The 23,693-nt window shown below is 62.3% G+C and carries 25 protein-coding genes and 1 pseudogene; 25 read left to right on the top strand and 1 reads right to left on the bottom strand.

Going from position 1 to position 23,693, the window contains the following annotated elements; all coding sequences use genetic code 11:
- Positions 1 to 21 precede the first annotated feature (21 nt).
- From yajC to LRS11_RS01360, 4 genes are all read left to right on the top strand, one after another.
- Positions 22 to 363 carry a preprotein translocase subunit YajC gene (yajC, locus tag LRS11_RS01375; RefSeq protein ID WP_260495212.1) on the top strand — a complete coding sequence of 114 codons (342 nt, stop codon included), beginning with the start codon at positions 22 to 24 and terminating at the stop codon, positions 361 to 363.
- A gap of 62 nt (positions 364 to 425) precedes the next feature.
- Positions 426 to 2,294 carry a protein translocase subunit SecD gene (gene secD, locus LRS11_RS01370; RefSeq protein WP_260495211.1) on the top strand — a complete coding sequence of 623 codons (1,869 nt, stop codon included), beginning with the start codon at positions 426 to 428 and terminating at the stop codon, positions 2,292 to 2,294.
- A gap of 9 nt (positions 2,295 to 2,303) precedes the next feature.
- Positions 2,304 to 3,212, top strand: a complete 909-nt coding sequence (gene secF, locus LRS11_RS01365) for a protein translocase subunit SecF (protein WP_182831889.1) — start codon at positions 2,304 to 2,306, stop codon at positions 3,210 to 3,212.
- A gap of 177 nt (positions 3,213 to 3,389) precedes the next feature.
- Complete coding sequence (locus LRS11_RS01360) at positions 3,390 to 3,938, top strand: glycine zipper 2TM domain-containing protein (protein WP_260495210.1); 549 nt, start codon at positions 3,390 to 3,392, stop codon at positions 3,936 to 3,938.
- A 61-nt stretch (positions 3,939 to 3,999) separates the two neighbouring features.
- Here the strand turns inward: LRS11_RS01360 and suhB are convergent, their stop codons facing one another.
- Positions 4,000 to 4,815: an inositol-phosphate phosphatase gene (gene suhB, locus LRS11_RS01355; RefSeq protein ID WP_182831887.1), complete on the bottom strand. Its 816-nt coding sequence runs from the start codon at positions 4,813 to 4,815 to the stop codon at positions 4,000 to 4,002.
- 147 nt (positions 4,816 to 4,962) lie between these two features.
- Between suhB and trmJ the strand changes: the two genes are divergently transcribed.
- From trmJ to LRS11_RS01250, 21 genes and pseudogenes are all read left to right on the top strand, one after another.
- On the top strand, positions 4,963 to 5,742 hold the full coding sequence (trmJ, locus tag LRS11_RS01350) for a tRNA (cytosine(32)/uridine(32)-2'-O)-methyltransferase TrmJ (protein ID WP_260495209.1): 780 nt from the start codon (positions 4,963 to 4,965) through the stop codon (positions 5,740 to 5,742).
- A pseudogene (gene cysE / locus LRS11_RS01345) lies at positions 5,735 to 6,518 on the top strand (serine O-acetyltransferase). The gene trmJ and the pseudogene cysE overlap by 8 nt, the downstream one beginning before the upstream one ends.
- 139 nt (positions 6,519 to 6,657) lie before the next feature.
- The gene (gene iscR / locus LRS11_RS01340) at positions 6,658 to 7,149 is read left to right on the top strand and encodes a Fe-S cluster assembly transcriptional regulator IscR (RefSeq protein WP_173209178.1); all 492 of its coding nucleotides are present in this window, start codon (positions 6,658 to 6,660) and stop codon (positions 7,147 to 7,149) included.
- Positions 7,150 to 7,181: 32 nt separating this feature from the next.
- On the top strand, positions 7,182 to 8,396 hold the full coding sequence (locus LRS11_RS01335) for an IscS subfamily cysteine desulfurase (protein WP_260495208.1): 1,215 nt from the start codon (positions 7,182 to 7,184) through the stop codon (positions 8,394 to 8,396).
- A 49-nt stretch (positions 8,397 to 8,445) separates the two neighbouring features.
- Entirely contained in the window at positions 8,446 to 8,832 is a 387-nt protein-coding gene (gene iscU / locus LRS11_RS01330; protein WP_069517686.1) for a Fe-S cluster assembly scaffold IscU, read from the top strand.
- 25 nt (positions 8,833 to 8,857) lie between these two features.
- Positions 8,858 to 9,181 carry an iron-sulfur cluster assembly protein IscA gene (iscA, locus tag LRS11_RS01325; RefSeq protein WP_173209176.1) on the top strand — a complete coding sequence of 108 codons (324 nt, stop codon included), beginning with the start codon at positions 8,858 to 8,860 and terminating at the stop codon, positions 9,179 to 9,181.
- A 7-nt stretch (positions 9,182 to 9,188) separates the two neighbouring features.
- Positions 9,189 to 9,710 carry a co-chaperone HscB gene (hscB, locus tag LRS11_RS01320; protein WP_260495207.1) on the top strand — a complete coding sequence of 174 codons (522 nt, stop codon included), beginning with the start codon at positions 9,189 to 9,191 and terminating at the stop codon, positions 9,708 to 9,710.
- A gap of 42 nt (positions 9,711 to 9,752) precedes the next feature.
- Complete coding sequence (hscA, locus tag LRS11_RS01315) at positions 9,753 to 11,621, top strand: Fe-S protein assembly chaperone HscA (RefSeq protein WP_260495206.1); 1,869 nt, start codon at positions 9,753 to 9,755, stop codon at positions 11,619 to 11,621.
- Complete coding sequence (fdx, locus tag LRS11_RS01310; RefSeq protein WP_260495205.1) at positions 11,621 to 11,962, top strand: ISC system 2Fe-2S type ferredoxin; 342 nt, start codon at positions 11,621 to 11,623, stop codon at positions 11,960 to 11,962. The genes hscA and fdx overlap by 1 nt, the downstream gene beginning before the upstream one ends.
- A 14-nt stretch (positions 11,963 to 11,976) precedes the next feature.
- A complete protein-coding gene (gene iscX / locus LRS11_RS01305) occupies positions 11,977 to 12,177 on the top strand; it encodes a Fe-S cluster assembly protein IscX (RefSeq protein WP_260495204.1) in 201 nt (66 codons plus the stop codon).
- A gap of 115 nt (positions 12,178 to 12,292) precedes the next feature.
- Positions 12,293 to 12,724 carry a nucleoside-diphosphate kinase gene (gene ndk / locus LRS11_RS01300; protein WP_173209171.1) on the top strand — a complete coding sequence of 144 codons (432 nt, stop codon included), beginning with the start codon at positions 12,293 to 12,295 and terminating at the stop codon, positions 12,722 to 12,724.
- Between the two features lie 24 nt (positions 12,725 to 12,748).
- Positions 12,749 to 13,897 (top strand): 23S rRNA (adenine(2503)-C(2))-methyltransferase RlmN, encoded by a 1,149-nt coding sequence (gene rlmN / locus LRS11_RS01295; RefSeq protein ID WP_260495203.1) that lies wholly within the window; start codon positions 12,749 to 12,751, stop codon positions 13,895 to 13,897.
- A gap of 11 nt (positions 13,898 to 13,908) precedes the next feature.
- Entirely contained in the window at positions 13,909 to 14,670 is a 762-nt protein-coding gene (pilW, locus tag LRS11_RS01290; protein WP_260495202.1) for a type IV pilus biogenesis/stability protein PilW, read from the top strand.
- Positions 14,670 to 15,728, top strand: a complete 1,059-nt coding sequence (locus LRS11_RS01285; protein ID WP_260495201.1) for a helix-turn-helix domain-containing protein — start codon at positions 14,670 to 14,672, stop codon at positions 15,726 to 15,728. The genes pilW and LRS11_RS01285 overlap by 1 nt, the downstream gene beginning before the upstream one ends.
- A gap of 2 nt (positions 15,729 to 15,730) precedes the next feature.
- Positions 15,731 to 16,843 carry a flavodoxin-dependent (E)-4-hydroxy-3-methylbut-2-enyl-diphosphate synthase gene (gene ispG, locus LRS11_RS01280; protein WP_260495200.1) on the top strand — a complete coding sequence of 371 codons (1,113 nt, stop codon included), beginning with the start codon at positions 15,731 to 15,733 and terminating at the stop codon, positions 16,841 to 16,843.
- An 18-nt stretch (positions 16,844 to 16,861) separates the two neighbouring features.
- Positions 16,862 to 18,151, top strand: a complete 1,290-nt coding sequence (hisS, locus tag LRS11_RS01275; RefSeq protein WP_260495199.1) for a histidine--tRNA ligase — start codon at positions 16,862 to 16,864, stop codon at positions 18,149 to 18,151.
- 29 nt (positions 18,152 to 18,180) lie between these two features.
- On the top strand, positions 18,181 to 18,822 hold the full coding sequence (locus tag LRS11_RS01270; RefSeq protein ID WP_260495198.1) for a tetratricopeptide repeat protein: 642 nt from the start codon (positions 18,181 to 18,183) through the stop codon (positions 18,820 to 18,822).
- Entirely contained in the window at positions 18,815 to 19,966 is a 1,152-nt protein-coding gene (gene bamB, locus LRS11_RS01265; protein WP_260495197.1) for an outer membrane protein assembly factor BamB, read from the top strand. The genes LRS11_RS01270 and bamB overlap by 8 nt, the downstream gene beginning before the upstream one ends.
- Positions 19,967 to 20,045: 79 nt before the next feature.
- Positions 20,046 to 21,509 (top strand): ribosome biogenesis GTPase Der, encoded by a 1,464-nt coding sequence (gene der, locus LRS11_RS01260; protein ID WP_260495196.1) that lies wholly within the window; start codon positions 20,046 to 20,048, stop codon positions 21,507 to 21,509.
- Between the two features lie 135 nt (positions 21,510 to 21,644).
- Positions 21,645 to 22,793, top strand: a complete 1,149-nt coding sequence (locus tag LRS11_RS01255) for a pyridoxal phosphate-dependent aminotransferase (RefSeq protein WP_260495195.1) — start codon at positions 21,645 to 21,647, stop codon at positions 22,791 to 22,793.
- A gap of 107 nt (positions 22,794 to 22,900) precedes the next feature.
- On the top strand, positions 22,901 to 23,689 hold the full coding sequence (locus tag LRS11_RS01250) for an amidohydrolase (RefSeq protein ID WP_260495194.1): 789 nt from the start codon (positions 22,901 to 22,903) through the stop codon (positions 23,687 to 23,689).
- Positions 23,690 to 23,693 lie beyond the last annotated feature (4 nt).

Raw genomic sequence — 23,693 nt, 5'->3', positions numbered from 1 at the left:
ACCTCGTAATAGGAGTTATCCATGAGCTTTCTGATTCCCTCCGCTTTTGCCGATACCGCCGCTCCGGCTGCTGCAGCTGGTCCTGCTGGTAGTGGTTTCGAGTGGGTGTTCCTGGTTGGCTTTTTGGTCATATTCTATCTGATGATCTGGCGCCCTCAGGCCAAGCGCGCCAAGGAGCACAAGAACCTGCTCGGCGGCCTGCAGAAGGGCGACGAAGTGGTCACTTCCGGCGGTCTGGCTGGCAAGGTCACCAAGGTTTCCGATGATTTCGTGGTGGTTGAAGTTTCCGACAATGTCGAGCTGAAGTTTCAGAAGCAGGCCATTGCGGCGACCCTGCCGAAAGGCACTCTGAAAGCTATCTAAACGATTCATTCTTCACCAACGACGGGGCGCATCATGCGCCCCGTGTCATAACGGGCGGCGTCATGCTCAATAAATACCCCTTGTGGAAGTACCTGCTGATCCTGGCTGTGCTGGTGGTTGGCTTCATTTACTCCGCACCCAACCTGTATCCGGATGATCCGGCTATCCAGGTCAGTGGTGCCAGTACGGCCTTGCAGGTCGGTCAGGCCGATCTGGATCGCATCAGCAAGGCGCTGAGCGAGGCGGGTATCGAGGTCAAGGCTGCCACCCTGAACGATAAGGGTAATGCGGGGCTGGTACGTCTGGCCAACAAGGCTGATCAGCTGCCGGGCAAGGAGCTGGTGCATCGTCTGCTCGGTGATGAGTACGTGGTAGCGCTGAACCTGGCGCCGACTACGCCGCAGTGGCTGCGCAGCATTGGTGCCGGCCCGATGAAGCTGGGTCTGGACTTGTCCGGCGGTGTGCACTTCCTGTTGGAAGTGGACATGGACAAGGCTGTTGGTGCGCGTCTTAAGGTATATGAAGGCGAAGTGAAGAGCCTGCTGCGCAAGGAGCGTCTGCGCTATCGCAGCCTGCCGCAGCAGGAGGGGGCGATCCAGCTTGGCTTCACTGATGCCGAGCAGCTGGAAAAGGCCCAGGGCCTGATTCGCAAGGACTTCATCGATTTCGAACAGGTTACCAGCGAGCGCAATGGCTTGCAGGTGCTGAGTCTGGTGCTGAGTCAGGCCAAGCTTGCAGAGATTCGCGAGTATTCGATCAAGCAGAACCTGACCACCGTACGTAACCGGGTCAATGAGCTCGGTGTGGCGGAACCGCTGGTGCAGCGTCAGGGTGCCAACCGCATCGTGGTCGAGCTGCCGGGCGTGCAGGATACTGCCGAAGCCAAGCGCATCCTCGGCAAGACCGCCAACCTGGAGTTCCGCTTGCAGGCCGAGGTGGATGCGCCGCGCGCTTCCAGTGAATTCTTCGAGTTCCGCGAGGAGGGTCGTCCAGCTGTAGCGTTGGAGCGTGGCCTGATCATCACCGGCGACCAGGTGACCGACGCCCAGGCCAGCTTCGATGAGAATGGCAGTCCGCAGGTCAATATCCGCCTGGACAACCATGGTGGCGAGCTGATGAATCGCGCCACCCGCAACAATGTCGGGCGCAGCATGGCGGTGATCTTCATCGAGCAGAAGCCGATGACTCGTTACGCCAAGCAGATGGTTGACGGTGTCGAGAAAGAGCAGGCGATCCAGACCTTCAAGGAAGAGCGCAAGATCATCAGTCTGGCGACCATCCAGTCGCCGCTGGGTAGCCAGTTCCGCATTACCGGCCTGGATGGTCAGGGCGAGTCGTCGGAGCTGGCCCTGCTGCTGCGTGCCGGTGGCCTGGCGGCGCCGATGTACTTCGCCGAAGAGCGCACCATCGGCCCGAGCCTGGGTGCCGACAACATTGCCAAGGGTATCGATGCGTCCCTGTGGGGCATGCTCTTCGTGTCCCTGTTCATTCTCGCCATCTACCGCTTCTTCGGCATCCTGGCGACTGTAGCCTTGGGTTTCAACATGGTGCTGCTGCTGGCGCTGATGTCGCTGCTCAGTGCCACCCTGACCCTGCCGGGTATCGCCGGTATCGTCCTGACCATGGGTATGGCGGTGGATGCCAACGTGCTGATCTTCTCGCGTATCCGCGAGGAAATCGCCAATGGCATGTCGGTGCAGCGTGCCATTCATGAGGGCTTCGATCGTGCCTATACGGCGATTCTCGACTCCAACCTGACCACCTTGCTGGTCGGTGGCATCCTCTTCGCCATGGGTACTGGGCCGGTCAAGGGCTTCGCCGTGACCATGTCGCTGGGTATCGTCACCTCGATGTTCACCGCGATCATGGTGACTCGTGCGATGGTTAACCTGATCTTCGGTGGTCGTGACTACAAGAAGCTGTGGATCTAAGGGGCAGAGATGAAAACTATCAATTTCATGGGCGTGCGCAATGTTGCGTTCGCCGTCACCGTGCTCCTGACCTTGATTGCGCTGGGTAGCTGGTTCTTCAAGGGGCTGAACTTCGGTCTCGACTTCACCGGTGGTGCGCAGATCGAGCTGAGCTATGAGAAACCGGCCGATCTCAATCAGGTGCGCGAGCAGTTGGCGGCGGCTGGTTTTGCCGATGCCGTGGTGCAGAGCTTTGGTGCCACTACCGATGTGGTGGTGCGCATGCAGGGCGATGACCCGCAGCTGGGTAGCAAGGTGGTGACAGCGCTGAGTGCTGCCGATGCCGGCAATCCGGTGCAGGTGAAGAAAGTCGAGTTCGTTGGCCCGCAGGTGGGCGAGGAACTGCGTGATCAGGGTGGCCTGGGCATGCTGCTGGCGCTGGGCGGCATCATGCTGTACCTGGCGTTCCGTTTTCAGTGGAAATTCGCCGTGGGTGCCATCGTCTCGCTGGTGCATGACGTGGTGGTGACGCTGGGTATCCTGTCGTTCTTCCAGATCACCTTCGACCTGACTGTGCTGGCTGCGGTGCTGGCGATCATCGGCTACTCGCTGAACGACACCATCGTGGTATTCGACCGGGTGCGCGAGAACTTCCGCGTGCTGCGCAAGACCAGCTTGATCGACAACATCAACATCTCCACCACGCAGACCCTGCTGCGCACCATGGCGACCTCGATTTCCACCTTGTTGGCGATCGTTGCGCTGCTGGTTTTCGGTGGAGACAACCTGTTCGGTTTCTCCATCGCTCTGTTCGTGGGGGTGTTGGCGGGTACCTACTCGTCGATCTACATCGCCAACGTGGTGCTGATCTGGCTGAACCTGACCACTGAGGATCTGATCCCGCCGGTCGAGGCGGAGGAAGTGGACGAGCGTCCCTGAGTTTGTCTGTACCCACCAAGCCCGGCTCAAGCCGGGCTTGGTGTTTGTGGGGTGTGACGAAGCTCGCAGTTGTTGGTTGTACCTGTGGTGGGGTGGAACTTGGGCGCCGTTATTGCCTCCAAGGCTAGGAGTAATGACGCAAAGCGCGTCGGGCTGAATGAGTCCTGGGAGGGCCAAATGAACAAGTCGATGATCGTGGGCGCGGTATTGGGTGCGGTGGGTGTCACTGCCGGTGGTGCCGTGGCGACCTATAGCCTGGTCAGCGGCCCTCAATATGCCGAGGTGCTGGCCGTGCAGCCGGTGAATGAAACCATCAAGACGCCGCGTCAGGTGTGCAAGGACGTCACTGTGACCCGGCAGAAGCCGGTCAAGGATCAGCATCAGATTGCCGGTACGGCCATCGGTGCCGTGGTAGGTGGATTGCTGGGTAACCAGGTGGGTGGCGGCAGTGGCAAGAAGATCGCCACTGTGGCGGGTGCTGTCGGCGGTGGCTATGCCGGCAACAAGGTGCAGGAAAACATGCAGGAAGGTGACACCTACACCACCACTGAAACTCGCTGCAATACGGTGACCGACACCAGTGAGAAGCTGGTCGGTTATGACGTGAAGTACCAGCTGGATGGCAAGGTCGGCCAGGTGCGCATGGATCGTGATCCGGGTAGCCGAATTCCGCTCAATGAGCAGGGGCAGCTGGTGCTGGCTGATCCGGCACAAGTGATCCAGTAATGCTGTAAGGCATAAAAAAACCGCCCTTCGGGGCGGTTTTTTATTACCTCGATAGCGTGTTTCAGCGCTTCATCGAGGGTGCCAGGTGCGGCTGGATGGCGGTCAGCACGGCCTTGAAGCATTTGGTGTTGCCGGCAACGATCTGGCCTTTCTCAAGGAAGTCGTGGCCGCCGCTGAAGTCGCTGACCAGGCCGCCCGCTTCCTGGATCAGCAGGGCGCCTGCAGCCATGTCCCATTCGGACAGGCCGAACTCCCAGAAGGCGTCGTAGCGGCCGGCAGCCACGTAGGCCAGATCCAGGCTGGCGGCGCCAGCGCGGCGGATGCCGGCGGTCTGGCCAACCAGGCTGCGGAACATGCCGAAGTAGTTGTCGAGGTTTTCCAGTTGGCTGTCGCGGAACGGGAAGCCGGTGCCGAGCAGGGCGCCGTCCAGACTCTTGCGGGTGCTGACGCGCAGGCGACGACCATTGATGGCGGCGCCACGACCGCGGCTGGCGGTGAATTCTTCCTGGCGAACCGGGTCGAGTACTACGGCGTGCTCGAGGCGGCCGCGGTATTTGCAGGCGATGCTGACGGCGAAGTGCGGCACGCCGCGCAGGAAGTTGGTGGTGCCATCCAGCGGGTCGATGATCCACTGGTAGTCGGCGCCGTCGCCAGTACCCTGGATGATGCCGCTTTCCTCGCCCATGAAGCCGTGCGTCGGGTAAGCCTTCTGCAGGGCCTGGATAATGGTCTGCTCGGCGGCGCGGTCGACTTCGGACACGTAGTCGTGGGCATCTTTCTCGCTGACCGAGATGACGTCCAGGCGCTCGATGGAGCGGAAGATCAGTTCACCGGCGCTGCGGGCTGCGCGCAGCGCGATATTCAGCATGGGCTGCATGGGGAGATTCACCTGGGTCGTTAAAGAAAGCCGGCCATACTAGCAGAAAAGCTGCTTGGATGTAGCCTAGCCTTTGTCGCGCGTGGCGTAAGTCCGCTTGAGTCCTGTAAGATCGATGCCCCTTTCGTGCCCTGCCTGGAGCTGGTCTTGCTGCAGAATATTCGTGTGGTTCTGGTCAATACCAGTCATCCCGGCAATATCGGTGGTGCCGCGCGGGCCATGAAAAACATGGGCCTGTCGCGTCTGGTGCTGGTCGATCCGGTGGAGTTCCCCAGCAGCGAGGCGGTGGCGCGGGCCTCCGGCGCAACTGACATCCTCGATGCGGTGCAGGTGGTCGCTACGCTGGAAGAAGCACTGGTCGGCTGCAGTGTGGTGCTCGGCACCAGTGCCCGTGATCGGCGGATTCCCTGGCCGCTGCTCGATCCGCGCGAGTGCGCGACGACCTGCCTGCAGCACGCGGAGCAGGGTGGCGAGGTGGCGCTGGTGTTCGGTCGCGAGTACGCCGGGCTGACCAATGAAGAGCTGCAGCGCTGTCAGTTCCATGTGCATATTCCGTCCGATCCGGAGTTCAGTTCGCTGAACCTGGCCACGGCGGTTCAGGTGCTGGTCTACGAGGTGCGCATGGCCTGGTTGGCGGCCCAGGGGCAGCCGACCAAGATGAGCAAGCTGGAAACCACGGCGATGCTCAATACGCAGTCGGTCACTACCGATGAGTTGGAGTCGTTCTATGTCCACCTGGAGAGCGTGCTGGTGGAGATCGGCTTCCTCGATCCGAGCAATCCGCGCCACCTGATGCCGCGTCTGCGCCGCCTGTATGGGCGTAGTGGCATCAGCAAGCTGGAAATGAATATTCTCCGTGGCATCCTCACGGAAACCCAGAAAGCAGTGCGTGGCGAGCCCCACAAGCGGAGAAAAGACGATGTTTGAGCGTGTGCGCGAAGATATCCAGAGCGTATTTCATCGCGACCCGGCGGCGCGCAATGCGTTTGAGGTGGTCACTTGCTATCCGGGGCTGCATGCGGTGTGGCTGCATCGTCTGGCGCATGCGTTGTGGGGTGCCGGCTGGAAATGGCTGGCGCGGCTGGTGTCGAACTTCGGGCGCTGGATGACCGGTATCGAGATTCATCCGGGGGGCGAAGATCGGTCGGCGCTTCTTCATCGACCACGGCATGGGTATCGTCATCGGCGAAACGGCCGAGATCGGCAATGACGTTACGCTCTATCAGGGCGTGACCCTGGGCGGCACCAGCTGGAACAAGGGCAAGCGTCACCCGACCCTGGAAGATGGTGTGGTGGTGGGGGCGGGGGCCAAGGTGCTCGGCCCGTTCACCGTCGGTGCCGGGGCCAAGATCGGTTCCAATGCGGTGGTGACCAAGGCGGTGCCGGCTGGTGCCACGGCCGTCGGTATTCCCGGGCGGATCATCGCCAAGGCGGATGACGAGCAGGAGGCCAAGCGCCAGGCCCTGGCCGAGAAGCTCGGCTTCGATGCCTATGGTGTCAGCCAGGACATGCCGGATCCGGTGGCGCGTGCCATTGGTCAGCTGCTGGATCACCTGCAGGCGGTCGATTCGCGTCTCGAAGGCATGTGCGGGGCGCTCAAGGCCCTGGGTAGCGATTACTGTGCCAAAGAGCTGCCAGCTCTGCGTGATGAGGACTTCGAGGGCGTATGCAAGGAACAGCAGGGCGACAAGCCGGCGGCCTGATGCCTGGGGTAAAGGTTTTTGCTATGATTCGCGCCCCTCGCCAAGCCTAATTCCTACTATTTTAATAGGTCTTATAGTTGACCTAATTAGTAGGAAAAGGGGATACTTGCGGCACTTCAGCGAAACCGTGGTAAACACCATGCGCTTGACCACCAAAGGCCGTTACGCCGTCACCGCGATGCTCGATCTGGCGCTGCATGCTCAGCATGGGCCGGTGTCCCTGGCCGATATTTCCGAGCGTCAGGGTATTTCCCTGTCCTATCTCGAGCAACTGTTCGCCAAGCTGCGCCGTGGCAACCTGGTCAGCAGCGTGCGTGGCCCGGGTGGCGGTTATCAGTTGTCGCGCGACATGCGGGTCATTCAAGTGGCGCAGGTGATCGATGCGGTCAATGAATCGGTCGATGCCACGCGCTGCCAAGGTCAGGGTGATTGCCACTCTGGCGATACCTGTCTGACCCACCATCTGTGGTGTGACCTCAGTCAGCAGATTCACGAATTCCTCAGTGGGATCAGCCTGGCTGACCTGGTGACCCGTAGCGAAGTGCAGGAAGTCGCTCTGCGTCAGGATCAGCGCCGTTGCAATGGCAGGACGCCGCGCCTGGATAAGATTGAAGCGTCCGCCGTTGATTGAGCAGGGCGCCAGCCTGTATTAGGAGAAATCTGATGAGATTGCCGATTTACCTCGATTATTCCGCCACCACTCCGGTCGATCCGCGCGTTGCGCAGAAGATGAGCGAGTGCTTGCTGGTGGATGGCAACTTTGGCAACCCGGCCTCGCGCTCCCATGTGTTCGGCTGGAAGGCCGAAGAGGCGGTCGAGAATGGTCGCCGCCAGGTGGCCGAGCTGGTCAATGCCGATCCGCGCGAGATCGTCTGGACCTCCGGTGCCACCGAGTCCAACAACCTGGCGATCAAGGGTGTTGCGCACTTCTACAGCACCAAGGGCAAGCACATCATCACCTCGAAGATCGAGCACAAAGCCGTGCTCGACTCGACGCGCCAGCTTGAGCGTGAAGGTTTCGAAGTCACCTACCTCGAGCCTGGCGAAGACGGTCTGATCACCCCGGCGCTGGTCGAAGCCGCGCTGCGCGACGACACCATTCTGGTCTCGATCATGCACGTCAACAACGAGATCGGCACCATCAACGACATCGCCGCCATCGGTGAACTGACCCGCTCCCGCGGTGTGCTGTTCCATGTCGACGCGGCGCAGTCCACCGGCAAGGTGGAAATCGACCTGGAGAAGCTCAAGGTCGACCTGATGTCCTTCTCCGCCCACAAGACCTACGGCCCGAAAGGCATCGGCGCGCTCTACGTGCGCCGCAAGCCGCGCGTACGTCTGGAGGCGCAGATGCACGGTGGCGGTCATGAGCGCGGCATGCGCTCCGGCACCCTGGCGACTCACCAGATCGTCGGCATGGGCGAAGCCTTCCGTATCGCCAAGGCGGAAATGGCCCAGGAAAACGAGCGTATTCGTGCCCTGCGTGATCGCTTCTACAAGCAGGTCGAGGGCATGGAGGAGCTGTACATCAACGGCAGCATGACCCAGCGCGTCGCGCACAACCTCAACCTCAGCTTCAACTATGTCGAAGGTGAGTCGCTGGTCATGGCGCTCAAGGATCTGGCGGTTTCCTCCGGTTCCGCCTGTACCTCTGCTTCGCTGGAGCCGTCCTACGTGCTGCGCGCTCTGGGCCGTAACGACGAGCTGGCGCACAGTTCGATCCGCTTCACCTTCGGGCGCTTCACCACCGAGGAAGAAGTCGATTACGCCGCGTCGAAGATTCGCGATGCCGTCAACAAGCTGCGCGAGCTGTCGCCGCTGTGGGATATGTTCAAAGAAGGTGTCGACATCTCCAAGGTCGAATGGCAGGCACATTGATTGTTTAGTCGCCTCCAAGAGCGGCACCTGATGAAAGAGGAATTGCACCATGGCTTACAGTGAAAAGGTCATCGACCATTACGAGAACCCCCGCAACGTCGGCAAGATGGATGCCGAGGATCCGAACGTCGGCACCGGCATGGTCGGCGCCCCGGCGTGCGGCGACGTCATGCGCCTGCAGATCAAGGTCAACGAGCAGGGCGTCATCGAAGACGCCAAGTTCAAGACCTACGGCTGCGGTTCGGCGATCGCTTCCAGCTCCCTCGCTACCGAGTGGATGAAGGGCAAGACCCTGGATGAAGCGGAAACCATCAAGAACACCCAGCTGGCCGAAGAGCTGGCGCTGCCGCCGGTGAAGATCCACTGTTCGGTACTCGCCGAGGATGCCATCAAGGCAGCCGTGCGCGACTACAAGCAGAAGAAAGGCCTGGTCTGAGTTCGTTGTCGCGTAAGGAGTTGCTATGGCTATCAGCATGACCGAAGCCGCCGCACGTCATGTGCAGCGCTCCCTGGAGGGGCGTGGCAAGGGTGCGGGCATTCGTCTGGGTGTGCGCACTACGGGCTGCTCGGGCCTGGCCTATGTGCTGGAGTTCGTCGACGAGCTGGCAGCCGAGGATCAGGTGTTCGAAAGCTTCGGGGTGAAAGTGATCATCGATCCGAAGAGCCTGACCTATATCGATGGCACCGAGCTGGACTTCGTCCGCGAGGGGCTCAACGAGGGCTTCAAGTTCAACAACCCCAACGTGCGCGGCGAATGCGGCTGCGGCGAGAGCTTCAACGTCTGAGGCTAGCGTGGGTAGACCCTGTCACTTTGCTCTGTTCGATCTGCAGCCCGCCTTCCGTCTGGACCTGGCGCAGCTTTCCGCGCGTTATCGCGAGCTGGCCAAGACCATGCATCCGGATCGCTTTGCCGATGCCCCCGAGCGCGATCAGCGCCTGGCGCTGGAGCATTCGGCCAGCCTCAATGAGGCTTACCAGACCCTGAAGAATGCGCCGCGCCGCGCTCTTTATCTGCTGGCTCTGCGCGGGCGCGAGCTGCCGATGGAAGTGACCGTGCAGGACCCCGAGTTCCTGCTCCAGCAGATGCGTTTACGCGAAGAGCTGGAAGATCTGCAGGACAGTGCCGATGTGGCCGGCGTGGCGGCGTTCAAGCGCCGCCTGAAACAGGCTCAGGATGAGCTTGATGCAGATTTTGCTGCTTGCTGGGATGACGCGCAGCGTCGCGAGGAGGCCGAGCGCCTGGTGCGACGCATGCAGTTTCTCGACAAGTTGTCCCACGAAGTGCGCCAGCTGGAAGAGCGCCTCGACGATTAACCGCCGTGCAGCTGCGGCTGCGCGCCTGACTTCCTGAGCATCATGGCCCTACTGCAGATCGCCGAACCCGGCCAGAGTCCCCAACCCCACCAGCGCCGCCTGGCTGTGGGTATCGATCTGGGCACCACCAATTCCCTGGTCGCTGCCGTGCGCAGCGGCCTGTCCGCGCCACTGGCGGATGCCGAGGGGCGGGTCATCCTGCCGTCGGCCGTGCGCTATCATGCCGATCGCGTCGAGGTGGGGCAGGCCGCCAAGCTGGCCGCGCCGCTCGATCCGCTGAATACCGTGCTGTCGGTCAAGCGCCTGATGGGGCGCGGCCTGGAAGACGTCAAGCAACTGGGTGAGCAGTTGCCCTACCGCTTCGTCGTCGGTGAATCGCATATGCCATTCGTCGACACCGTGCAGGGCGCGAAGAGCCCGGTCGAGGTGTCGGCCGAGATTCTCAAGGTGCTGCGCCTGCGTGCCGAAGAAGCGCTGGGTGGCGAACTGGTGGGGGCGGTGATCACCGTACCGGCCTACTTCGACGATGCCCAGCGCCAGGCCACCAAGGATGCTGCGCGTCTGGCCGGCCTCAGTGTGCTGCGCCTGCTCAACGAGCCGACCGCGGCGGCGGTGGCCTATGGTCTCGACCAGCAGGCCGAGGGCGTGGTCGCCATCTATGACCTGGGCGGCGGCACCTTTGATATTTCCATTCTGCGTCTGAGTCGTGGCGTGTTCGAGGTGATGGCTACCGGTGGCGACAGCGCCCTGGGTGGCGATGACTTCGACCATGCCATCGCCGGCTGGATGATGCAGCAGGCTGGGCTGTCCATGGATATCGATCCAGGCACCCAACGCAGCCTGCTGCAGGCCGCTTGTGCGGCCAAGGAAGCGCTGACCACTGCCGATGCGGTCGAGCTGGTGCATGGCGACTGGCGCGGCGAGCTGAGTCGGGCGCAGTTCGATGCGCTGATCGAGCCGATGCTGGCGCGCAGCCTCAAGGCCTGTCGCCGTGCGGTGCGCGATGCCGGCATCGAGATCGAGGAAGTCGAGGCGGTGGTCATGGTCGGCGGCTCCACCCGCGTGCCGCGCGTGCGTGCGGCGGTCGGCGAGCTGTTCGGTCGGCAGCCACTGACCGATATCGACCCGGATCAGGTGGTGGCCATTGGTGCCGCGATCCAGGCCGATACCCTGGCCGGCAACCAGCGTGGCAACGGCGAAGAGCTGTTGCTGCTCGACGTGATTCCGCTGTCCCTGGGGCTGGAAACCATGGGCGGCTTGATGGAGAAGGTCATTCCGCGCAACACCACGATTCCGGTGGCGCGCGCGCAGGACTTCACCACCTATAAAGATGGCCAGACGGCCATGATGATCCATGTGCTGCAGGGTGAGCGCGAGCTGATCAGCGATTGCCGCTCCCTGGCGCGCTTCGAGCTGCGTGGTATTCCGCCCCTGGTGGCCGGCTCGGCAAAGATTCGCGTGACCTTCCAGGTCGATGCCGACGGCCTGCTCAGCGTGGCAGCCCGCGAGCTAGGTTCTGGTGTCGAGGCGAGCATCCAGGTCAAGCCGTCCTATGGCCTGACCGATGGCGAGATCGCGCGCATGCTGCAGGAGTCCTTCCAGAATGCCGGGGATGACAAAGTCGCCCGGGTGCTGCGCGAGCAGCAGGTCGATGCCCAGCGCCTGATCGAAGCGGTGCAGGCCGCCCTGGAGGCTGATGGCGAGCGCTTGCTGGATGCCGAAGAGCGTCTGGCCATCGAGATGCAGATGCAGGAACTGGCCGAATTGATGACAGGTAGCGACGGTTACGCCATCGAGCAGCAGACCAAGCGTCTGTCGCAGGTGACCGACGCCTTTGCTGCCCGGCGCATGGACTTGACGGTGAAGGCCGCTCTGGCCGGGCGCAATCTGAATGAAATCGAGGATAACTGATGCCGCAGGTCATTTTTCTGCCCCACGAGAAGTTCTGCCCCGATGGCATGGTGGTCGAGGCTGAGCCTGGCACCTCCATTCTCGAAGTGGCCCATGCGCACCATATCGAGATGGAAAGCGCCTGCGGCGGCGTCTGTGCCTGCACGACTTGCCACTGCATCGTCCGCGAGGGTTTTGCCTCGCTGGAAGAGGCTGACGAGCTGGAAGAAGACTTCCTCGATCGGGCCTGGGGGCTGGAGCCGCAATCGCGCCTGGCCTGTCAGGCGATCGTCGGCACTGAAGACCTGACTGTGGAAATCCCCAAGTACTCGCTCAACCACGCCGCTGAAGCGCCGCACTGATCCAAGGAGCTGTCATGAGTCTGAAATGGGCTGATGTGCTGGATATCGCCATCGAACTGGCCGAGAGCAAGCCGGATGTCGATCCGCGCTATGTCAACTTCGTCGATCTGCATAGCTGGGTGTTGGCCCTGCCGGACTTCAGTGACGATCCGCAGCGCGGCGGCGAGAAAGTGCTGGAAGCGATCCAGGCCGCCTGGATCGAAGAAGCCGAGTAACTGAAAACCCAGTAACTGGCGGCGCCGCTCGGTGCCGGCCTACGCATTTTTCCCTAACCCGCGTATAATTCGCGGGTTTACTTGTTCGCTTTAATCCTTGTTTCCGGAGTTTCACATGGCTGTTCAACGCACTTTCTCTATCATCAAGCCCGATGCCGTCGCCAAAAACGTAGTAGGCGAGATCACCAGCCGTTTCGAAAAAGCCGGCCTGCGCGTCGTTGCTTCGAAAATGGTTCAGCTGTCCGAGCGCGAAGCTGGCGGTTTCTACGCCGAGCACAGCGAGCGTGGCTTCTTCAAAGATCTGGTTGCCTTCATGGTTTCCGGTCCGGTCATCGTTCAGGTTCTGGAAGGTGAAGACGCTATCGCCAAAAACCGCGAACTGATGGGCGCTACCAACCCGAAAGAAGCTGCTGCCGGCACCATCCGTGCTGACTTCGCCGTTTCCATCGACGAAAACGCCGTACACGGTTCCGATTCCGAGGCTTCCGCCGCTCGCGAAATCGCTTACTTCTTCGCCGCCACCGAGGTGTGCGCTCGCATTCGCTAATCGCGAACAGGCGAGGGTGATTCCATGACTGCAACTGCCGGTAAAATCAATCTGCTGGGTCTGACCCAGACTGAAATGGAAAGCTTCTTCGAGTCCATCGGAGACAAGCGCTTCCGTGCCGGCCAGGTGATGAAATGGATTCACCACTTTGGCGTCGATGATTTCGACGCCATGAGCAATCTGGGCAAGGCCTTGCGCGAAAAGCTCAAGGCCTGTGCCGAAATTCGTGGTCCCGAGGTCGTCAGCCAGGACATCTCCACCGATGGCACCCGCAAATGGGTGGTTCGTGTGGCGTCCGGCAGCTGCGTCGAGACCGTGTACATCCCGCAAGGCGGCCGTGGCACCCTGTGTGTGTCGTCCCAGGCCGGCTGTGCGCTGGATTGCAGCTTCTGTTCCACCGGCAAGCAGGGCTTCAACAGCGACCTGACTGCCGCGGAAATCATCGGCCAGGTGTGGATTGCCAATAAATCCTTCGGCACCGTGCCGGCCAAGATCGACCGTGCCGTCACCAACGTGGTGATGATGGGCATGGGCGAGCCCCTGCTGAACTTCGACAATGTCGTTGCCGCCATGCGCATCATGATGGACGACCTCGGCTACGGCATCTCCAAGCGCAAGGTGACCCTGTCCACCTCCGGCGTGGTACCGATGATCGACAAGCTGGGTGAAGTCATCGACGTGTCGCTGGCCCTGTCGCTGCATGCGCCGAACGACGCGCTGCGTAGCGAGCTGGTGCCGATCAACAAGAAATACCCGCTGGATGTGCTGCTGCCGGCCTGCCGTCGTTATATCGAAGGCCTGGGCGAGAAGCGCTTCCTGACCATCGAGTACACCCTGCTCAAGGACGTCAACGACCAGCCTGAGCACGCTGAGCAGATGATCGCACTTCTCAAGGATTTTCCTTGCAAGATCAATTTGATTCCGTTTAATCCATTCCCCTTCTCCGGTTACGAACGGCCGAGCAATAACGCCATTCGTCGCTTCCAGGACCTGTTGTACAAGGCTGGGCACAATGTCACCGTGCGCACCACGCGTGGCGATGACATCGATGCTGCCTGTGGCCAGCTGGTTGGCCAGGTGCAGGACCGCACGCGGCGTAGTGAGCGCTACATCGCCGTGCGCCAGCTGGGTAACGAGGCCGAAGAACCTCGCAATAGCGAAAATAGAACCTGAAGGGGATGTTCATGACCTTGCGCGCTGCGCTTTTCCTGTCGCTTGCCGGCCTGTTGGCGGGTTGCATCACTGATGGTGGGGCCAAGGACCCGCTGAGTACGGAAGAAGGGCGTGATCAGGCGCGTGATGCCTACATTCAGTTGGGGCTTGGTTACCTGGTGCAGGGCGCTACGGAGAAGGCCAAGGCACCCCTGAAATCGGCGCTGGAGCTCGATCCATCGAGTGCCGAGGCGCATGCCACCCTGGCGGTGGTATTCCAGCGCGAGATGGAAAACAAACTGGCAGAACAGCATTATCGCAAGGCGCTGTCCCTGAGCTCCAGCGAAGCCCGCATCCTCAACAACTATGGCGGCTTTCTCTACGAGCAGAAACGCTATCAGGAAGCGTTCGACGTCTATCTCAAGGCCTCCGAGGATACCCTGTATTCCGAACGTTCCCGGGTGTTCGAAAACCTCGGCATGACCGCCGTGCAGCTTGGTCGTCGCGATGAGGCGAAGGGCTTTTTCGAGCGCGCCCTGCGCCTCAATAGCCGGCGCACGCTGGCGTTGTTGCAGATGGCGCAGCTATCCCTCGAGGACAAGCAGTACGTGCCGGCCCGTGGTTTCTATGAACGCTTCAGCCAGCAGTCCGAACAGACCGCTACAAGCCTGTTGCTGGGCATCCGCCTGGCCAGGGTGTTCGAGGATCGTGATCAGGTTGCGAGCCTCGCCCTGCAGCTGAAGAGACTTTATCCGGGCACTCCGGAATACCAGCAATATCTGTCGGAGCAGTGATGAAAACGTCGCATCCCGAAGCAGTCGCGGCGAGTCGTGTGAATCCGGGCGAAACCCTGCGCAAGGCTCGTGAGAGCAAGAGCTGGGTCTTGGCCGACGTGGCTGCGCAACTGCATTTGACCCCCATGGCCCTGCAGCAACTGGAGTCTGGCGCGTTCGATAAACTGCCTGGGCACACCTTTGCCCGTGGCTATGTACGCGCCTATGCCAAGTTGCTGGGCATGGACCAGAATCGCCTGGTCAGTGAGTTTGACCAATTCACCGGTAGTGACGCCAGCGGTAGCCGCGTGCACAGCCTGGGGCGCATCGAAGAGCCTGTGCGGCTTTCGCAAAGCATCCTGAAGATGGTCAGCCTGTGCCTGTTGCTGGCGCTGGGTGCGGGTGCGTTTTTCTGGTGGCAGGCCGGTGCGGGCAATGTACCGACCTTGCCGGCCGATCTCGGACTGGAACATGTCGAGGTCGAAGGTGCGGATGGCACCACGGAAATTCACCCCCTGGACGAGCCGGAAGACCAGGCCGTTGTCGACGCGCAAGGCGCTGTCGAGCCAGAGGCGCCGGTATTGACTGCAGAACTTGCTGCACAGCCTGAAGTGCCTGGCGCCAGCGAGGCGGTCATGCCGCCAGCAGTAGCTGCACCGGTCGAGGTTGGCAGTCAGGCTCCGCTCGTGCCGCAGCCGGAAATTCAACCGTCGGCCGTACCTGCTGCTCCTGCCCCTGCTGCTTCGCCTGTACAGCCTGCTCCTGTCACCCCGCCGGCTCCTGAACCTGCTGCGCCGGTGGTCAGCGAGCCGGTTGTAGCGGTAGCGCCGGCTGCCGGTGAGTCCAAGGTTCACCTGCAGTTCACGGCGGACTGCTGGACGCAGCTGACCGATGCCAATGGCAAGGTTCTACTCAGCGCCCTGAAACGTCGCGGTGAAAGTATCGAGCTGGTCGGCAAGGCCCCGCTGGAGCTGCGTCTTGGCTTTGCCAGCGGCGCCCAGGTGCGCCTGGATGGCCAGCCAGTCGACGTGGCCGCCTTCACCCATGGTGAAACCGCGCGCCTGAAGCTGGGGCAATAAGCATGCATTGCGAATCCCCGATCAAGCGTCGTCTGTCCCGTAAAATCTGGGTTGGCTCGGTTCCAGTCGGCGGCGATGCGCCGATTGCCGTGCAGAGCATGACCAACACCGATACCTGCGACGTGGCTGCCACCGTCGGGCAGATTCGGCGCCTGGAAGAGGCCGGCGCCGATATCGTTCGGGTGTCCGTGCCGGACATGCAGGCCGCCGAAGCCTTCGGCAAGATCAAGCAGCAGGTGAATGTGCCGCTGGTCGCCGACATTCACTTTGATTACCAGATCGCCCTGCGTGTGGCGGAGCTGGGCGTTGACTGCCTGCGCATCAACCCCGGCAATATCGGTCGCGAAGACCGCGTGCGTGCGGTGGTTGAGGCGGCGCGCGACAAAGGCATCCCGATCCGCATCGGGGTCAATGCCGGGTCGCTGGAAAAAGACCTGCAGAAGAAATACGGCGAACCGACCCCGGCTGCACTGGTCGAGTCGGCGCTGCGTCATGTCGAGCACCTGGATCGCCTGAACTTCCCTGACTTCAAGGTCAGCGTGAAGGCCTCCGACGTGTTCATGGCCGTCGAGGCCTATCGCCTGCTGGCCAAGCAGATCGAGCAGCCGCTGCACCTGGGCATCACCGAGGCCGGTGGCCTGCGCTCCGGTACGGTGAAGTCCGCCGTGGGCCTGGGCATGCTGCTGATGGACGGCATCGGCGACACCATTCGCATCTCCCTGGCCGCCGATCCGGTGGAAGAGATCAAGGTCGGCTACGACATCCTCAAGTCCCTGCGCCTGCGCTCGCGTGGCATTAACTTCATCGCCTGCCCGAGCTGCTCGCGGCAGAACTTCGATGTGGTGAAGACCATGAACGAGCTGGAGACCCGCGTCGAAGACCTGCTGGTGCCGCTCGATGTGGCGGTGATCGGCTGCGTGGTCAATGGTCCCGGCGAAGCCAAGGAAGCGCATATCGGCCTGACCGGTGGCTCGCCGAACAACCTGATCTATATCGACGGCAAGCCGGCGCACAAACTGACCAATGAAAACCTGGTGGACCAGCTGGAAAAGCTGATCCGCCAGAAAGCGGCTGAGAAGGTCGAGGCCGAAGCGGCCGTTATCGCCCGCGGCTGACCGCACTAAGGATTATTTGTGAGCAAGACCCTACAAGCCATTCGCGGCATGAACGATATCCTGCCGGAGCAGACGCCGACCTGGCGCTATCTGGAGAACACCCTGGCCACCCTGTTGGATGGCTACGGTTACAAGGAAATCCGCCTGCCGGTGCTCGAATTCACCGAGCTGTTCGCCCGCGGCATCGGCGAAGGCACCGATGTGGTCGACAAGGAGATGTACACCTTCCTCGACCGCAACGCAGAGTCGCTGACCCTGCGTCCGGAAGGCACTGCGGGCTGCGTGCGGGCGGTGCTGGAGCATGGCCTGACCGGTGGCGGCCAGGTGCAGAAACTCTGGTACGCCGGCCCGATGTACCGCTACGAAAAGCCGCAGAAAGGCCGCTACCGCCAGTTTCACCAGGTCGGCGTGGAAGTCTTCAACCTGCCAGGGCCGGATATCGATGCCGAGCTGATCGTGCTCACCGCACGCCTGTGGCAGCAGCTCGGGCTGGCCGGCTCGGTGACCCTGCAGCTCAACAGCCTGGGCTCCAGTGAAGCCCGTGCGGTGTATCGTGACGCCCTGGTGGCCTATCTGCAGGAGCGCTTCGAGCAGCTCGACGAGGACAGCCAGCGCCGCCTGACCACCAACCCGCTGCGCATTCTCGACAGCAAGAACGCCCAGACCCAGGCCTTGCTGGTCGGCGCACCGACCCTGCACGACTACCTCGACGAGGAGTCGCGTGCGCACTTCGAGGGGCTCAAGGCCCGTCTGGATGCGCTCGGCATTGGCTACGAAATCAATCCGAAGCTGGTGCGTGGCCTGGATTACTACGGCCGTACCGTGTTCGAGTGGGTTACCGACAAGCTCGGTTCGCAAGGCACCGTGTGTGCTGGCGGCCGTTACGACGGGCTGATCAGCCAGTTCGGCGGCAAGCCGACGCCCGGCGTTGGCTTTGCCATGGGTGTCGAGCGCCTGGTGCTGCTGCTGGAAACCCTGGAGTTGGTGCCTGCAGAACTGCATAGCCCGGCCGACCTTTACCTGTGTGCGTTTGGCGAGCCGGCCGAGTTGGCTGCCCTGACCTTGGCCGAGCGTCTGCGTGATGCCATGCCGGGCTTGCGCCTGGTGGTCAACGCCGGTGCCGGCAGTTTCAAGAGCCAGTTCAAGAAGGCCGACAAGAGCGGCGCACGCTTCGCCCTGATTCTGGGTGAGGACGAACTGGCCACCCGCGTGGTAGGTTGCAAACCTTTGCGCGACGACAGCGAACAACAAACCATTGCCTGGGATGCGCTTGCGCAGCACCTTGCCACCTGCCTGGCGCAGGCTTGAAGCAGATCGAGAATTAAGGAGTTACCGGGGTGAGCATGACCGAAGACGAACAGATTGCGCAGATCAAAGACTGGTGGCAGCGCAATGGCAAACCCCTGCTGACCGGTGGCGTGCTGGCGCTGGCACTGGTATTCGGCTGGAAAGGCTGGCAGGAATACCAGAGCACCCAGGCGCAAACGGCTTCGCTGACCTATCAGCAACTGCTGGAAACCAGCCTGACTGCCGAGGGCAAGCCGGATATTGCTAAGGTTGCCGAGCTGGCGGGCAAGCTCAAGAGCGAGCATGCCGGTAGCCACTATGCCCAGTACGCGGCCCTGTTCGTGGCCAAGGTAGCGGTGGAAAGTGGCAAGCTGGACGATGCGGCGGCCGAACTGAAGGCGCTGATCGACAAGCCGGTCGATGCGACTGTGGCCGAGCTGGCTCGCCAGCGCCTGGCTCGCGTGCTGGCCGCCCAGGGCAAGGTCGAAGATGGCCTCAAGCTGCTGGATGGCGAAGCGGGCAAAGCCTGGCTGGCCAGCCGTGAAGAACTCAAGGGCGATCTGCTGGTGCAGCTCGGCCGAACTGACGATGCCCATGCGGCCTATCAGAAAGCCAAGGAAGCACTGGCCGACGATGCTGCCGTAGGTGGCCTGCAAATGAAGCTCGACGACCTGGCAAAAGGGGATGCGTGACGTGATGCGCTGGAAGAATGCCGCCGTGCTGGCCCTGGCCGTTCTGGCCGTGGGTTGCAGCAGCAACAGCAAGAAGGAACTGCCGCCTGCCGAGTTGCCTGATATTCAGGAAGAAGTGCAGCTGGAGAAGCAATGGAGCCGCTCCGTCGGTGACGGCCAGGGCGAGCTGTATAACCTGCTGACCCCGGCCGTGGATGGCGAGCGCCTGTTCGCCGCCGATGCCGAAGGCGTGGTGATGGCGCTCGACCGCCTGAGTGGCGACGTGTTCTGGAAAGTCGACCTGGAGCTGCCGGTATCCGGCGGTGTGGGCGCCGGCTACGGCCTGGTGCTGGTCGGCACCCTCAAGGGTGAAGTCGTGGCCCTCGACTCCAGCTCCGGTGAAGAGCGCTGGCGCGCCCGAGTGACCAGCGAAGTGCTGTCCGCTCCGGCCACCAACGGTGACGTGGTGGTGGTACAGACCCAGGATGACCGCCTGATCGGCCTGGATGCCAGCACCGGCGAGCAACGCTGGATCTTCGAGAACAGCCCGGCCGTACTGACCCTGCGTGGTACCAGCAGTCCGGTAGTGACCAACCGTCTGGCCATCGCCGGCCTGTCCACCGGCAAGGTGATTGCCCTGGATATCCAGCGTGGCATCCCGGTGTGGGAACAGCGCGTGGCCGTGCCGCAAGGCCGTTCCGAGCTGGAGCGCGTGGTCGACATCGACGGCAGCCTGCTGCTGTCCGGTGGCACCCTGTACGTGGTGACCTACCAGGGCAAAGTGGCCGCCATCGACATCGAAAGTGGCCGCCAGCTGTGGCAACGTGAGGCCTCCAGCTACGTGGGCCTGGCCCAGGGCTTCGGCAACGTCTACGTCAGCCAGGCCGGTGGCAGCGTCGAGAGTATCGACGAGCGCTCCACTTCGGCGCTGTGGAACAACGATGCCCTGGCCCGTCGCCAGCTGTCGGCGCCCGAAGTGTTTTCCAGCTACGTCGCAGTCGGCGACCTGGAAGGTTACCTGCACCTGCTGAGCCAGGTGGATGGCCACTTCGTCGGTCGCAAGAAGATCGACGGCGACGGCCTGCGTGCCCGTCCGCTGGTAGTGGGTGACTGGATTTACGCCTACGGCAACAGCGGTAAGCTGGTCGCGCTGACCATCCGCTAAGCTGTTTTGCAATGTCCGGCCGCTGCCGTTCTACGGCAGCGGCCTTTGTGTTTTCTGGATTTAGTTGTGGAGGAGCCCAATGGTTCCGGTAATCGCCCTGGTGGGCCGTCCCAATGTGGGCAAGTCGACCCTGTTCAACCGCCTGACCCGCAGCCGCGATGCCATCGTCGGTGACCTGTCGGGCCTGACCCGTGACCGCCAGTATGGCGAGGCCAAGTGGGAAGGTCGTAGCTACATCCTGGTCGACACCGGCGGCATCTCCGGCGACGAAGAGGGCATCGACGAGAAGATGGCCGAGCAGTCGCTGCTGGCCATCGAGGAAGCCGATGTGGTGCTGTTCCTGGTCGACGCCCGTGCCGGCATGACCGCTGGCGACCAGATGATCGGCGAGCACCTGCGCAAGCGCAACAAACGCAGCTACCTGGTGGTGAACAAGATCGACAACATCGATCCGGACATCGCCCGTGCCGAATTCAGCCCGATGGGCTTGGGCGAAGCCCTGCCGATCGCCGGCGCCCATGGCCGTGGCATCACCCAGATGCTTGAAGCGGCACTCGGTGAGTTCCCGCAAGACGCGGAAGAGGACGCCCTCGACGAAGAGGTTGCCGAAGGCGAGGAGGCCAAGCGCATCCCCGGCCCGAGCGAGAAGGATGGCATCAAGATCGCCATCATCGGCCGGCCTAACGTCGGCAAGTCGACCCTGGTCAACCGCATGCTCGGTGAAGAGCGCGTGGTGGTCTATGACCAGCCCGGTACCACCCGCGACAGTATCTACATCCCGTTCGAGCGCAATGACGAGAAGTACACGCTGATCGACACCGCCGGCGTGCGCAAGCGCGGCAAGATCCACGAGGAAGTGGAAAAGTTCTCGGTGGTGAAGACCCTCCAGGCGATCAAAGACGCCAACGTGGTGATCTTCGTCATGGATGCCCGCGAAGGGGTGGTCGACCACGACCTCAACCTGCTCGGCTTCGCCATCGAGTCCGGCCGGGCGCTGGTCATCGCGCTGAACAAGTGGGACGGCATGGAGCCGGGCGAGCGCGACTACGTGAAGACCGAGCTGGAGCGCCGGCTGTTCTTCGTCGACTATGCCGATATCCACTTCATCTCCGCCCTGCACGGCACTGGCGTGGGTAACCTCTACAAGTCGGTACAGGCCTCGTTCAAGTCGGCGATCACCCGCTGGCCGACCAACCGCCTGACGCAGATCCTCGAGGACGCGGTGCGCGAGCACCAGCCGCCGATGGTCAGTGGTCGGCGCATCAAGCTGCGCTATGCCCACCTCGGTGGTGCCAACCCGCCGCTGATCGTGATCCACGGCAACCAGGTCGATGCGGTGCCGAAGTCCTACTCGCGCTACCTGGAAAACACCTTCCGCCGCGTGCTCAAGCTGGTCGGTACGCCAATCCGTATCGAATACAAGGGTGGCGAGAACCCCTACGAGGGCAAGAAGAACACCCTCACCGACCGTCAGGTGAACAAGAAGCGTCGCCTGATGAGCCACCACAAGAAGGCCGAGAAGAAGCGGCGCGACAAGAAGTAAGGGTCGCATCAGCCGCTGGTTAAAAAGGCGCAGAAGGCATCAGCCTCTGCGCCTTTTTCATAGACGTGCCTGCTGCATCCGGCTACAGCCATCGGCTATCCTCGCGGCTCGCGCCCGTCTGCAGGAATAGGCCAGATGCTCACCAGCAAGTTGCCGCATGTCGGCACCACCATCTTCACCCGCATGTCCCAGCTCGCCGCGGAAACCGGCGCGCTCAACCTGTCCCAGGGCTTTCCCGACTTCGACGGGCCGCAGGCCCTGCGTGATGCCGTCGGCCGGCATATTGCCGCCGGCCACAACCAGTACGCGGCGATGACCGGCCTGCCGGCCCTGCGCGAGCAGGTGGCAGCGAAGATTTCCCGCTGCTACGGACGCAGCGTCAGTGCCGAGACGGAGGTGATCATCACCCCCGGTGCCACCCAGGCGATCTTCTGCGCGATCCAGGCGCTGATCCATCCCGGCGACGAGGTGATCGTCTTCGACCCCAGCTACGACAGCTACGAACCCTCGGTGGAGCTGGCCGGTGGGCGCTGCGTGCATGTGCCGCTGGCTCTCCCGGACTTCGCCATCGACTGGCAGCGCCTGCAGGATGCGCTGAGCCCGCGCACCCGCCTGATCATCCTCAACAGCCCGCATAACCCCAGCGGCGCGCTGATTGCCCGCGCCGAGCTGGATCGCCTGGCGGCATTGATCCGAGAACACGACATCTACCTGATCAGCGACGAGGTCTATGAGCACCTGGTATTCGACGGCGTATCGCACGCCAGCGTGCTGGCCCATGAGGAGCTGTACCAGCGTGCCTTCGTGGTCAGTTCGTTCGGCAAGACCTATCACGTCACCGGCTGGAAGACCGGCTACGTGGTGGCACCGCCGGCGCTGACTGCGGAACTGCGCAAGGTCCACCAGTACGTCAGTTTCTGCGGGGTGACCCCGCTGCAGTGGGCGCTGGCCGACTTCATGAGTGAGCATCCCGAACATGTCGAGGAGCTGCCGGCGTTCTACCAGAGCAAGCGCGATCTGTTCTGCGACCTGCTGGCGAGCTCGCGTTTTCGCTTCCGCCGCACCACCGGTACCTATTTCCAGCTGGTCGATTATTCGGCGATCCGCCCCGATCTGGACGACGTGGCCATGGCCGAATGGTTGACCCGCGAGCACGGCGTGGCGGCCATTCCGGTGTCGGTGTTCTACCAGCAGCCGCCGGCCGAACTGCGCCTGGTACGCTTCTGCTTCGCCAAGCGCGAAGACACCTTGCGCCAGGCCGCCGAGAAGCTCTGTGCGGTGTAGTGGCAGATTAAGCGCGCATGTAGGAGCCAGCTTGCTGGCGATGCTGTTGCGGTGGAGTGGATCGCCAGCAAGCTGGCTCCTACAAAAAGTCATCTGGAGGCGTTGCGATGAGCCATAAACCCGATCTCGAACTGGCCCTGATTCAGAGCGAACTGGCCTGGCAAGACCCGGCGGCCAACCGCGCGCACTTTGCCGATCTGCTGGCCGAGGCGCGTGCTGCCGATCTGGTTATCCTGCCGGAAATGTTCAGCACCGGTTTCTCCATGCACTCCTCGGCCCTGGCCGAACCGGAGGATGGGCCGACTACCGCCTGGCTGCTGGAGCAGGCCGAGCGTATCGGCTCGGTGATCTGCGGCAGCCTGATCATCCAGGCCGCCGATGGCAGCTACCGCAATCGCCTGCTGTGGGCGCGCCCGGATGGCACGCTGGCGCATTACGACAAGCGCCACCTGTTCCGCATGGCGGGCGAGCATAAGCACTATGCCGCCGGCGAGCAGCAGGTGCTGCTGGAGTTGAATGGCTGGCGGGTGCGCCCGCTGATTTGCTACGACCTGCGCTTCCCGGTGTGGAGCCGCGATGCCGGCGGCACCGACCTGCTGCTGTACACCGCCAACTGGCCAGCGGCGCGGCGTCAGCACTGGAATCGCCTGCTACCGGCGCGGGCGATCGAGAACCTGTGTTACGTGGCGGCGGTCAATCGCATCGGCAGTGACGGCAATGGCCATCCCTACAGTGGCGACAGCCAGGTGCTGGACTTCCAGGGCGAGGCGCTGCTGGCGCCGGGCGAGACGGCTGGGGTGTTCCGTGTCCGCCTCAGTGCGGCCAACCTGGCGACCTATCGCGAACGTTTCCCCGCGCATCTGGATGCCGATGCTTTCAACCTGGGCGAACCCTGACTGA

It is taken from the genome of Pseudomonas sp. J452 (assembly GCF_024666525.1).
Lineage (GTDB): Bacteria > Pseudomonadota > Gammaproteobacteria > Pseudomonadales > Pseudomonadaceae > Aquipseudomonas.
This window is presented reverse-complemented; position numbering and strand designations above follow the sequence as displayed.